This window comes from Phycisphaerales bacterium AB-hyl4 (assembly GCA_041821185.1).
GTDB lineage: Bacteria > Planctomycetota > Phycisphaerae > Phycisphaerales > Phycisphaeraceae > Natronomicrosphaera > Natronomicrosphaera hydrolytica.
Window position 1 is genome coordinate 44,038 of record JBGUBD010000011.1, and the last position, 12,583, is coordinate 56,620.

10 protein-coding genes and 1 pseudogene are annotated in these 12,583 nt (G+C 63.6%); 9 read left to right on the forward strand and 2 right to left on the reverse strand.

Annotated features, from left to right (window positions below; genetic code table 11):
• Window positions 1-85 precede the first annotated feature (85 nt).
• Window positions 86-577 carry a hypothetical protein gene (locus ACERK3_15560; protein MFA9479704.1) on the forward strand — a complete coding sequence of 164 codons (492 nt, stop codon included), beginning with the start codon at window positions 86-88 and terminating at the stop codon, window positions 575-577.
• A 338-nt stretch (window positions 578-915) separates the two neighbouring features.
• Here the strand turns inward: ACERK3_15560 and asnB are convergent, their stop codons facing one another.
• Together asnB and def are read right to left on the reverse strand one after the other, a co-directional pair.
• Entirely contained in the window at window positions 916-2,829 is a 1,914-nt protein-coding gene (gene asnB, locus ACERK3_15565; GenBank protein ID MFA9479705.1) for an asparagine synthase (glutamine-hydrolyzing), read from the reverse strand.
• Window positions 2,830-2,971: 142 nt separating this feature from the next.
• Window positions 2,972-3,484 carry a peptide deformylase gene (def, locus tag ACERK3_15570; protein MFA9479706.1) on the reverse strand — a complete coding sequence of 171 codons (513 nt, stop codon included), beginning with the start codon at window positions 3,482-3,484 and terminating at the stop codon, window positions 2,972-2,974.
• A gap of 347 nt (window positions 3,485-3,831) precedes the next feature.
• Between def and ACERK3_15575 the strand changes: the two genes are divergently transcribed.
• The 8 genes and pseudogenes from ACERK3_15575 (at window position 3,832) to ACERK3_15610 (ending at window position 12,582) form a co-directional block, all read left to right on the forward strand.
• On the forward strand, window positions 3,832-4,173 hold the full coding sequence (locus tag ACERK3_15575; GenBank protein ID MFA9479707.1) for an HU family DNA-binding protein: 342 nt from the start codon (window positions 3,832-3,834) through the stop codon (window positions 4,171-4,173).
• Between the two features lie 21 nt (window positions 4,174-4,194).
• Window positions 4,195-5,469 carry an aminotransferase class I/II-fold pyridoxal phosphate-dependent enzyme gene (locus tag ACERK3_15580; protein MFA9479708.1) on the forward strand — a complete coding sequence of 425 codons (1,275 nt, stop codon included), beginning with the start codon at window positions 4,195-4,197 and terminating at the stop codon, window positions 5,467-5,469.
• A 9-nt stretch (window positions 5,470-5,478) separates the two neighbouring features.
• Window positions 5,479-7,002 (forward strand): hypothetical protein, encoded by a 1,524-nt coding sequence (locus tag ACERK3_15585; protein MFA9479709.1) that lies wholly within the window; start codon window positions 5,479-5,481, stop codon window positions 7,000-7,002.
• Between the two features lie 188 nt (window positions 7,003-7,190).
• Window positions 7,191-8,171, forward strand: coding sequence for an arsenosugar biosynthesis radical SAM (seleno)protein ArsS (arsS, locus tag ACERK3_15590; protein ID MFA9479710.1), 981 nt, complete (start codon window positions 7,191-7,193; stop codon window positions 8,169-8,171).
• A 56-nt stretch (window positions 8,172-8,227) separates the two neighbouring features.
• Window positions 8,228-8,866: a peroxiredoxin-like family protein gene (locus tag ACERK3_15595; GenBank protein MFA9479711.1), complete on the forward strand. Its 639-nt coding sequence runs from the start codon at window positions 8,228-8,230 to the stop codon at window positions 8,864-8,866.
• Window positions 8,867-9,174: 308 nt separating this feature from the next.
• Window positions 9,175-9,522: pseudogene (locus tag ACERK3_15600) on the forward strand (TVP38/TMEM64 family protein).
• Window positions 9,523-9,849: 327 nt separating this feature from the next.
• Entirely contained in the window at window positions 9,850-11,370 is a 1,521-nt protein-coding gene (locus ACERK3_15605) for a mercuric reductase (protein ID MFA9479712.1), read from the forward strand.
• 99 nt (window positions 11,371-11,469) lie between these two features.
• Window positions 11,470-12,582: an FAD-dependent oxidoreductase gene (locus ACERK3_15610; GenBank protein MFA9479713.1), complete on the forward strand. Its 1,113-nt coding sequence runs from the start codon at window positions 11,470-11,472 to the stop codon at window positions 12,580-12,582.
• Window position 12,583 lies beyond the last annotated feature (1 nt).

A 12,583-nucleotide genomic window follows, 5' to 3' on the forward strand; every position in this document is an offset into this window, starting at 1 on the left:
ATCAGCCGGGCACGTGCATCGCGAAGGTCGTCACGGCACGGCCATGTTCCCGTTTTTTTTATCGTCTCGGAAAGGATGAATCGTTATGACAAGCTCAAAGATTCGGCGTGGTCTGTTTGGTGGCATGGTGGCTGTCGCACTGGCAGCTGGCGCCACGGTAATGACCACAGCCAACCATAGCCAGGCCCAGGAAGGCGAAGGCCTGCGCATCGGCACATACCAGCAGGATCTGGTCTTCAGCGGCTACCATGCTCTCGGGGAGCTGATGCAGGAATTCCAGGAACTGCAGATGGAAGCTCAGCAGGCCCAGCAGGAGGGCAACCAGGAGCAGATGATGCAGCTTCAGCAGCGGCTTCAGGAGGCGCAGCAGAACATCATCGGCACGTACGAGTCGGCGCTCGACGAAGCGCTGCCCGAGGTCGCCGAGGAAACCGGCGTGGACGTGATCGCTTTGGAAGTCGTGTACACGGCCGAGGGCATCGAGCCGCAGGACGTGACCGAAAACCTTCTTGAGAAGCTTAACGACGGTGAAGAAGCACCTGAGCCGATGGTGCCTGACATGGGCGTTGGCCAGTAAACCTGTCGACGACAATGTGAATCTACCGACGGCGGGCCGGCAACGGTCCGCCGTTTTTCTTTGCGCTCTTAATCTGACCTGTAGCCGCTGCTTCTGCACACAAGCAGATGAAGGCAATAAAATAACCCGCGACGCGCTGCCCGAAGTCGACTCGCAGGTATGGCCTACCCCGGCATCAGGCCTGCTCGTAGAAAGTGTTGACAGGTCGCGGGTTGTTCTTATTCAACTATATCGACTCGAAGGACGTTTTCGCGATAGGTGAAAACACCATTGACCGCTTCATCGACTCGAAGGACGTTTTCGCGATAGGTGAAAACACCATTGACCGCTTCGCCGAGTCAAATTTTTTCCGCATCAAGCCAGCGACGCCACAACGCCAACTGAAGCAGCGCGAACAGGCGATGCGTATGATCGGCACGCTCGGCGAGGTGCTCATCAAAGTACCGCCGAGCCTCCGTTTCGCTGACGCCAAGCCGACTGAGGTCGCCGGCCGTCAGCCGGTCGGCCAACGCGTCGCGCAAGTGCGTGCGGAACCAGTTGCCGATCGGCACAGCGAAGCCCTGCTTCCGCCGACCCACGATCGACGCGGGCAGATACCACCGCGCCAGTTGACGCAACAACCCCTTGGGTTGACCGCCGGGCATCAGCACGCGCGGCGGCAGATGCCCGGCCAGATCGCACACCTGCGTATCCAGCAAGGGGCAACGCACTTCCAACGCCACCGCCATCGACGCGCGGTCCACCTTCCGCAACACTTCAAACGGCAGGTAATGCGTCAGGTCCCAGCGCATCGCCGCGTGCACGGCGTCGCCTTCGTTCGTCCAATCAGGCACGGCAGGTGTCCCGGCACTGGCCAGTTCGCTTACACCGACCATGCCCAATTCGCGAATCTGCGCTTCGGTGAACAGATGCACCATTTGCTGATACTGCGTAGCCGGGCTCGCCCCCGCACGCCCGGCCTCGATGAGCCGACGCAATGCAGTACGTCGACTCTTCGCATTCGTGGTATGCAACAGTGACGTCGGCAACGCACGCAACCAGGGCCGATGCGTTGCGAGCAGGCGCAGCGCGCGATAGCGGTCATAGCCGCCGAACAGTTCGTCACCGCCGTCGCCGGACAACGCCGCCTTGACGTGTTCGCGTGTGACACGGCAAAGCCAGTGCGTGGGCAGGATGGAACTGTCGGCAGTGGGCTCGCCCGCGACGGCCATGAGGCGTTCGAGGTCGGCCATCGCGTCGTCGGCCTTCGCCTGAAGCACGGTATGTTCCGTGCCGAGATGCTCGGCCACCGTGCGGGCGTGTGACGACTCGTCATAGCCGATGGCGGGCATCGCGACGCTGAAGGTTTTCAGCGGTCCGTCGCCGCGCTGTTGCAGGCAGCGCTGGCCCAGCGCTGCGATGATGGACGAGTCGATCCCACCGGAGAGAAAGCAGCCCAGCGGAACGTCTGCTTCGAGGCGACTGCGCACCGCTTCGTCGATGACTTCTTCCAGTGCGTCGACCGCGCCCAACGCGGTGCTCGTTCGCGACACGGGCGGCGGACGCCAGTAGCGGTCGAGTTGACGTCGCCCCTTCGCGTCGACGGTCATGCAATGCGCCGGGGGCAGTTCTTCGATGCCCGCGATCATCGACTGCGCGAACGGGTAGCCGAAGCGCAGGAACGTGAGCATCGCCAGCGGGTCGATCGTCGGCTCGGCGGTGTCGCCCGCCAGCAGCGTGGCGACGAGACTGGCGAACGCGAACGTCTTGCCCTGCTGCTGAAAGTAAAGTGGCTTCTTCCCCACACGGTCGCGGGCGAGCAGCAGCGTGCGTGCCTGTTCGTCCCAGATGGCGAACGCGAACATGCCATGCAGGTGTTTCGGTAGTTGATCGCCCCACTGCCGATAGCCCAGCAGCAGCACTTCCGTGTCGGAATGGTCGGAGGCGAAGGTGTGGCCTCGACGTTCAAGCTTTTGACGCAGGTCGCGGTGGTTGTAGATTTCGCCGTTGAACACCAGGTGCAGCGGCCCGGCGGAGCTGTGTTTGGGCGGCGGCTCGCCGTCGGCGTTCGGCAGGCCGGGCAGGTGCATCGGCTGACTGCCGCTGAGCAGGTCGATGATCGAGAGGCGGGTGTGAGCCAGCGCGCATCGGTCGTGCTGGCTCACACCGTCGCCGTCGGGCCCGCGATGTCGCAGGTGGCGACGCATCGCTTCGACGCGCCCCATCGGCGTCGGCCGATCATCAAACTGAACTATGCCTGCAATGCCGCACATGAGCAAGGGTTTCTGGTCTGTGGTTTCTCGTTTCTGGTTTTTACGATCAGCGGATCGCGGTGGACCGGGGCAGTTTAACGCCCGCAACGCCGGTTCCGAAAACGAGAAACCAAAAACGAGAAACCAGAAACCCTGCCTTTCATCAAGCTCGTTCCAGCTCTCGGATCGCCCGCTTGTTGGCCATCCGGTCCGCCGGGGTCATGCGGTCGAGGATGAGGACGCCGTTGAGGTGGTCGGTCTCGTGCTGCCAGACGCGGGCGGGCAGGCCGGCGGCGGTGAGGGTGAAAGGCTCGCCCTGCTCATTGATCGCGTCGATGGTGATGCTCGTCGGCCGAGTGACCTCGGCGGTGACGTTGGGAATGCTCAAGCAGCCTTCGTCGTGCGGCTCGCTCGCCCGGCCGGGCTCGCGGAGCACGGGGTTGATGAAAACCTGGTCCTCGCCCGGCTCGCCGGTGACGTTGGCGACGAACATCCGCCAACTCAGCCCCACCTGCGGCGCAGCCAGGCCGACGCCGCGGGCTTCGTGCATCAGTTCGATCATCTTCGTTGCAACCGCCCGCACCTCGTCCGTGACCGAAGCAATGGGCTTGGCCTTGCAACGGAGCACCGGGTCCGGATATTGGACGATCACAAGTTGGCTGGCGTCAACAGGCATAACGCGAATATTAGGCTCACACCGCCGAGCCGACAAGCAGCCTAGCCGCCGTCCTGCCAGGTCTCGCCCGCAATATGCCTCCAAGCCCACTAATCGGCCAGTCTGGGTTAATTCCGTCTTGCAGCAGGATTTGGGGCTTGACCGCAACCCGGTTGATTGGCATACTTAATGACTGATTCGTCGTCACCCGGAGGAGGCGGCCCCACATGATTCGTGTTGATCCGCGTTGTGCATCCGTTTCGTTCGCCTGATCGAATTTTTGAGTCCAGGCCTGCATGCGAGTGATCCACGGGGGATCGCCCTACCAATTTCGCTGTTGAACCCGTCAACGAGGGGCTCCACTCAGAATGGCCACAATCACCAAAAAAGAACTCATTGACCAGATCGCCGATGCCACCGGCGAAAAGCGCGTTGTGGTCAAAAAAGTCGTCCAAAGCTTTCTCGACTCCATCATCGTCGAGTTGGGCAAAGGCAATCGCCTCGAATTCCGAGACTTCGGCGTCTTCGAGGTCAAGCAACGCCGTGCCCGCAAAGCCCAGAACCCCAAGACCCTGCAGGAAGTCTGGGTCCCGCCCAAGCGAACCGTCAAGTTCAAAGTCGGCCGACTGATGAAGCAGACCCTCACCGACGATGAGGATGCCTCCAGTATGTCGCCCACCCTCGACGGCCAGGCCGAGACCGGCGTGTGACGCCACGCCCGTCGCCTGCTCATGCTCGAACAACTGCTAAGCGAACTGCGTGATGACCTCGATCAACTCGACGCGCGATCTTTGCGCCGCCGACTCACCCCCCGCCCCGCCGTCGGCCGCATCGTCCACCTCGACGGCAAGCCCCTGATCAACCTCGCTGCCAACGACTATCTCGCACTCAGCCAGCACCCGCACCTCAAGCAAGCCGCCATCGACGCCATCAACCGCTACGGCACCGGCGCCACCGCCAGCCGACTCGTCACCGGCCACCTCACCCCCCACCAATCCCTCGAACAACGCTTCTCCGCCTTCAAACACCCCACCGCCCCCCCCGGCTTCTCAATCAGCAATCAGCAATCAGCAATCAGCAATTACAATTCCCTCCTCTTCCCCACGGGCTACACCGCCAACCTCGCTGTGCTCTCCACTCTCGCAGGCCAGGGCGACCTGATCGCCATCGACAAGCTCACCCACGCCAGCCTCATCGACGCTGCCCGCGCCACCCCCGCCGACGTCCGCACCTACCCTCATCTCCACCACGAAAAGCTCACCCGCCTCCTCGCCCGCCACCAGCAAACCCCAACTCCCAAATCCGAAATCCGAAATCCGAAATCCGAAATTCCAAATTCCCACCCCCGCCCTCCTCGCCGTTTCATCGTCACCGACTCCGTCTTTTCCATGGACGGCGATACCGCGGACCTCCCCGCTCTCTGCGACCTCGCAGACCGCTACGACGCCATCCTCATCGTCGACGAGGCCCATGGCACGGGCGTCCTCGGCCAGACCGGCACAGGCCTCGCCGAAGCCCAGCACGTCGCCCACCGCATCCCCATCATCATCTCCACCGCCAGCAAAGCCCTCGGCTCGCTCGGCGGCATTGTCACCGCACCGGCCCCCATCATCGACACCCTCATCAACCGTGCCCGCGCCTTCATCTACACCACCGGCGTCCCCCCCGCCCAGGCCGACACCATCGCCGCCGCGCTCGATGTCATCCGCGACGAGCCCGAGCGACGCCACCGGCTCGCTGACCTCTCCGCCCGCCTCCGCACCGCGTTGCAAGGCCAAGGTTGGCCCCTGCCGACCACCGACTACCCGACGCCCATCATCCCCCTCCAGGTCGGCACTGCCGAGCGCGCCCTCGCCCTCGCAAGCCATCTCCAGCAAGCTGGCTACCTCGCCGTCGCCATCCGCCCCCCCACCGTCGCGCCCAACACCGCCCGCGTCCGCCTCAGCCTCCGCGCCGACCTTACCGACACGGACATTGAAAACCTCATCACCGCCCTCGCCCGTTAAACTTTCCCCATGAGTCGTCGCCTCACCCAGCCCTACCGCTGCGCCTCGTTGAGCGATCTCGCACGCCAGCTCGCCTTCGCTCCGCCGAACCGTCGCATCGAACAGGTCCGCCGCGCCGAACGCCTCCACGACGAACTCGCCCCGCAGCGCACCTACCCGCTTGATTTCATCATCTACCGCCTCACCGGCTACCGCCCCGAAACCCGCGCCGACAACGATTCGCTGCTCCTCGTCGGCGAAGCCATTCAACCCGACCTCCGCCTGATCATCGACCAGCTCAGCCGATCCGTCGACATGCCCGCCGACGACAACGACCCATGCGAAACCGTCGACCAGCTAGCCGACCGTCTCAACGTCAACCCCCGCACCATCGCGCGCTGGCGTAAGCTCGGCCTCCGCTGGCGATGGATGCCCCGCCCCCAGGCCGACCGCAAGCAGATCGTCATCCCCCGCGCCGCGCTCGACCACTTCCAACAAGACCACGACCACCGCATCGAACGCGCCGCCGCCTTCACCCAAATCGACCCCGACGCTAGGCAGGCCATCATCACGCGCGCTCGTCGCCTCGCCGAGGCCCGCGATGTCTCGTTCAACCAGGTCGCTACCCACCTCGCCCGCCGCACCGGCCGAGCACTCGAAACCATCCGCCTCATCCTCGACAAGCACGACCGCGCCCAACCCGACAACCCCATCTTCACCGACCGCACCGGCCCACTCACACCACGCCAGCGCCGCGTCATCGCACGGGCCTATCGCATGAACGTCCCCGTCCGCAAGCTCACTCGCCGCTTCCACCGCACGCGCGCCACCATTTACCGCGCGATTCACCAGCAACGCGCCGCCGAGCTTCGCCGACTTCACTTCGACTACGTCGCCTCGCCCATCTTCGACCGCGAAGACGCCGACGCCGTCATCCTCCGTCGCCCGACCGCCGACACGCCCCCCTCCCACGCCGAAGCAAAGCACATCGCCGCCCCGACTGCTCTCGCTCCCAACCTCGCCGACCTGCCCGCCGCGCTGCACGCCGACTTTACAAACCCGTCGCTGGCCACTGCCGACGTGCGTTCCCTGTTGATCCGCTACAACTACCTCAAGTACAAAGCCTGCCGCATCCGCGACGCGCTGCACCGCCACGAACCGCGCGGCCGCGACCTCGACGCCTTCGACCACTGCCTCGCCAACGCCCGCGACATCCGCTCCACATTGCTTCGCGCCCATCGTCCGCTGCTGCTATCCGTCGCCCGCCGACACCTGATCAGCGAAACCGAGCCCCCCGCCGCTCGCCTCATCGAGTTGCTCGAACAAGGCCACCCCGTCCTCTCCGACGCCATCGAACAATTCAGCATCGCCCGAAGCGTCAACTTCGATTCCTACCTGACCAATCGCCTGCTGCGCAGCTTCGCCGCCGGCCGCACCGATCTCCCCCGCGCCCGTCGACGCCGCTCGGCCGACGATCTGGCCGCCCATCTGCTGCACCTCATCCGTTCAGCCGACGCCTGGCCAGCCGCTAACGAAGGCGCAAACGCCCAGTGACCACGAATCTGTCAAAGCGAGGGGAATAATCAGCCGCGTTGCGACACTACCTTGTGAGGAGGAGCCGCACACACCCCATTTCGGCGATAGTGCAGCGTCGGACCAACGTGCCTTCTACGATAAATGATGAATAGGGCTAAACCGACACGTAAGCGAAGGCAATGAGAGATGAGCAAGCAAATATTCCCATGGCAAATATTCCATTGACAATCCAAGGCCAAACCGGCTTCGACCAATACGTCGACCAGGCCGCGGGCGAGCCGCTGACGGGGCGATCGATCGAAACGGTGCAGGTGAACGTTGGCCTGAAGTGCAACCTCGCCTGTCATCACTGTCACGTGGAGAGTTCCCCCAAGCGCACGGAGCAGATGAGCTGGCAGACGATGCTGGACGTGCTGGCAGCGGCGCGCATGGCCGGAGCGCAGACGCTGGACATCACCGGCGGTGCGCCGGAGATGCACCCGCGGTTTTGCGACTTCGTCGACGCGGCGATCAAACAGAAGCTGGCCGTCATGGTGCGTACGAATCTGACGATCATGCTCGTCGACGGCTACAAAGACCTGCCGCAGTTCTACGCAGATCGCGGTGTGCATCTGGTCGCGTCGTTGCCCTGCTATCTGCCTAACAACGTGGACAAGCAAAGGGGCAGGCATGTCTACCGCGACAGTATCGAAGTGATTCAGCGGTTGAACCGTATCGGTTATGGCAGCAACTCGGACAAGGTGCTCGACCTGGTCTACAACCCGCTTGGCCCGACCCTCCCGCCGGAACAGAAGAAGCTTGAAAAGGCGTACCGCGTGGCGCTGTTCGATCAGTTCGACATTCGCTTCAACAATCTCTACGCGATCACCAACATCGCCATCGGCCGGTTCCTGCACGACCTGGCTCGCGACGGCAAGGCCGAGGCGTACCAGCAACTGCTCCGTGATGCGTTCAATCCGCAGACGCTGGAGGGGCTGATGTGCCGACACCAGTTGCACGTGGGACATGATGGCACGATGTTCGATTGCGACTTCAACTACGCGTTGGGCCTGCCGATGACGGGGACGCTGCGACATGTGCGGGACTTCGAGCCGACGCGTTTCATGCAGCGGCGCATCGCCACCGGCGAGCACTGCTTCGCCTGCACGGCCGGCTGTGGCTCGTCGTGTGGCGGGGCGCTGGCGTGAATCCTCAGACTCACAACAAACACAAAGGACTTATAGGTGTGACACACAGAATGACGATGGCACTGGTAATTATGGCGTTGATGACAATGGCGGCCTGCGAGAACGGCGCGGAGCGTGTTGCGGTGAATGATTCGCCGCCCGTACCTGAGCGGGCGGAGGATGTGCAGCCGTTGACCGAAGGCCAACCGGCCCCCGTTGCTGTGCTGCGAACGGCGGACGATGATCTGGTGGATCTGGCGGAGCAGTATCGCCAGCAGCCGACGATGTTGATCTTCTATCGCGGCGGCTGGTGTCCGTACTGCAATGTTCAGCTCGGCCACCTTATGGAAGCGGAACAGGCAATCGAGGAGATGGGCATTGCGGTGCTTGCAATCAGCCCCGATCGGCCGGCCGTGCTGCGCGAGAACCCGAACGAAGCCGGGCATGGCTACCGCTTGCTGTCCGACAGCGACATGGCATTGGCAAAGGCGTTCGGTGTGGCGTTCCGCGTCGCGGATGAGACGGTCGAACAATACCACGGCTTCGGCATCGATCTGGAGGACGCGTCCGGCCAGTCGCATCACCTGCTGCCCGTGCCAGCGATCTACCTGGTCGATCGCGACGGCATGATTCGCTTCGCACACTGGGATGCGGACTACCGCGAGCGCCTGAGCCCGGAGGCGCTGATCGAGGCGGCCGGCCGAATGAGCAATTGATTGAAGTACATCGCCTGGCAGCAAAGACCCAAAGCATGGTTGAACATGCATCTAATCTCGATCATGACGGATCTCGCAACGCCGTGGCCCACCATCGCGGCACAGGCCTGCTCGCAACGCTGCGCTCGCCGCGCGTGACCAACTGGTTGAAGCTCGGCTCGTTCTTAGTGATCGTGCTCTGCCTGCTGCTGCTGGCCCGGCTGCTGCCGGTGGAACAGGGCGTCCAGGTGATCTCGCCATGGATCGAAGGCGCGGGCATATGGGGGCCGATCGCGTTCATCGCGCTGTACATCGTCTTCACCGTGTTCATGCTGCCGGGCTGGATACTCACCGTCACGGCCGGGGCGCTGTTCGGTTTGCTGTGGGGCACGGTCAGCGTCTCGATCGGCTCAACGCTTGGTGTGGCGGCGGCATTCCTGATCGCCCGCTATCTGGCTCGCGACGCGGTGGCGAAGAAGGTGCAAAGCTATCCCAAGTTCGCGGCGGTGGACCGGGCGGTGGGCGAAGGCGGGTGGAAGATTGTGGCGCTGCTGCGACTGTCGCCGGCGGTGCCGTTCAACTTGCAGAACTATCTGTATGGCTTGACGGCGATCCGTTTCTGGCCGGCGGTGGTGGCGAGTTGGCTGGCCATGCTGCCGGGTACGTTTTTGTATGTCTACCTCGGCTACGCCGGGCGCGCCGGGCTGGAGGCAGCGGCGGGAGCGGGGGCGGAGCGTGGCATGGGGCAATGGCTATTGCTGGCGGTGGGGCTCGCAGCGACGGTCGTGATGACGGTGTACATCACCAGAATCGCGCGGCGAGCGATTGCCCAGCAGCAAGGCGGGGCGCGGGAGATTGTAGAGATAGACAGCGCCGCGGATCGAATACCTGCATTACCACTCGGCGCTGAAAGATCAGGGGAACCTGCCGTTAACGACACCGCCGCAGTGAAGGCGGGCAGGACACGGCAGCCCGCCGAAGGCGGCGGCGACGCGAGCGTGAGCCTGCCGTTGCGCCCGTTGGATGAGCACAACCGGGCACTGCGATCGCATGTGCAGCCGACCGACTGGGTGAACCCCACACCACCCTCCGGAAGGCGCGGCCGATACAACCTTGTGGTCATCGGCGCGGGCACGGCTGGCCTGGTCACGGCGGCGGGCGCTGCGGGCATGGGCGCGAAAGTAGCGTTGATCGAACGTGGCATGCTCGGCGGTGACTGTCTGAACGTCGGCTGCGTGCCGAGCAAGGCATTGATTCGCTGTGCCCGTGCGGTGCATGACACACGCAACGCGCATCGGTTCGGCGTGAAGGTAGACGGTGAACCCACGGCCGACTTCGCGGCGGTGATGCTGCGCATGCGCAAGCTGCGGGCGGGCATTGCGCCGACCGACTCGGCTGAGCGATTCCGCGACTTGGGCATCGACGTTTATCTTGGCGATGCCGAGTTCCAGGATGGCAACCATGTGCGTGTGGGTGAGCAGACGCTGACCTTCGCCCGGGCCGTGATCGCCACCGGCGCACGCGCCGCCGAGTTGCCCATCGAAGGCCTCGCCGACGTGGGCTACCTGACCAACGAGACGGTGTTTTCACTGACCGAGTTGCCCAAACGCCTGGCGGTGATCGGCGCCGGACCCATCGGCTGCGAACTCGCGCAGGCGTTCGCCCGGCTCGGCAGCAGGGTCACGCTCGTCGAGGCGGAAAAACAGATTCTCACACGCGAAGACGCCGATGCGGCAAAGCTTGTCGAAAAGCAGTTGCGGGCCGACGGCATCGAAATCATCTGCGGCGGCAAGGCGGTGCAGGTGCGTCGCGATGGCAAGGACAAGGTGCTCACGCTCAACTGCGATGGCAAAGAGCATGACGTGCGCGTGGACGAGATTCTGCTGGGCATCGGTCGGCAGCCGAACGTCGATGGGCTGGGCCTCGAAGCGGCGGGCGTGAAGTTCGACAAGCGACAAGGCGTGGAGGTGAACGACTACCTTCAGACCACCAACAAGCACATCTACGCCGCTGGCGACGTGTGCTCGAAGTTCAAGTTCACCCACGCCGCTGATGCGATGGCCCGCATCGTGATTCAGAATGCCCTGTTCTTCGGCCGGGCGAAGGCGAGTGCCTTGACCATCCCCTGGTGCACCTACACCGACCCGGAGATCGCCCACGTCGGTCTGTACGAGCACGAAGCGAAGGCACAGGGCATCGACGTGCACACCATCACGATTGAGATGAGCGACGTCGACCGCGCCATCCTTGATGGTGAAACCGATGGCCTGCTCAAGGTGCATCTGAAAAGAGGCAGCGACCGTATCCTCGGTGCGATGCTGGTCGCCCGACATGCCGGCGAGATGATCAGCGAGCTGACGCTTGCGATGACCGCCGGGCTGGGCCTGGGCGCGATCGCGAAGACGATCCACTGCTATCCGACGCAGGCGGAGGTGATCAAGAAGGCGGCCGACGCGTACAACCGCACACGATTGACGCCGCGCGTGAATGGCCTGCTCCAAACGCTGCTATCGTGGCGGCGATAACGTGGTAGTGGGGCTGTTTACGGCCCCTATGAACAAGGGGGACGGCTCTGCATGGGGACATCTCCTGGGGCTTCGAACGTTGAGCACCGAGGTGCGAGCATGAGCAGGCCCACCAGGCAACTCGTGGCTGTCGGCGCGGGCCATGCACACCTGCACCTGGCGGAGCAGGCGTCGGCCCTGGCACAACGTGGCATTCGTTTGACGCTCATTGATCCCGGCGCGTTCTGGTACTCCGGTCTGGCGACAGGCATGCTCGGCGGACAGTACACGGCCGACGAAGACACGCTCGACCCGCAACCGCTGGTCGAGCCGACCGGCCAATTCATCCGCGGCCGCGTGACGTCGATCGATCTGCAACGGCGGCACGTCATGCTGGATGACGAAAAACAGGTCCCGTTCGACAGACTCTCATTCAACGTCGGCAGCGAGGTGGCGACCCACGGAATCGTGGGCACGGAACATGCATGGACGGTCAAGCCAATCGAAAACCTTTCGCGGCTGCGCAGCCATCTGGAACATCGACTGACAGGTGATCGCCCATTGCGCGTAACGGTCGTCGGCGGTGGCGCAACCGGGTGTGAGATCGCAGCCAATCTGCTCGGACTGGCCCGCCGCCTCTCGACCACACTTCAATTGCATGTGTTTAGCTCGGCGGCGCGATTGATGCCCGACGCCCCTGCCGGCGCATCGCGGCGCATGACATGCGTACTGACCCGCTACGGTGCATTGTTTGAACTGCGAACGCGGATTGCTGCCATACAACCTGACTGCGTGCGCGATGACGCCGGCCGCCGTTGGCCAAGCGATCTGACCGTGCTTGCTACGGGACTAAAGCCCCCCACGTGGCTGGCATCGCTCGGCCTGCCGCTGGGCGAACGCGGCGGACTCCAAGTCGGGCCATCGCTGCAATCACCTGCCGACCCGCATGTGTTCGGTGTCGGCGATTGCATCGACTTTGAGCCCCGTCCGCTGCCCCCGCTGGGTGTGTTCGGTGTGCGACAAGCTCCGATCCTGCTGCACAACCTGATCGCCAGTTTCGAAGATAGCCCGCTGCAGCCCTACCGTCCGCAGCGACGCTGGCTGTCGATCCTTAACCTCGGCGACGATACTGCACTGGCGAGATGGGGCTCGTTTTACGCCCATGGCCGATGGTGCATGCGATGGAAAAACCGTCTCGATCAAAAGTTTCTCAAGCGTTATCGGGTGAAGTGAT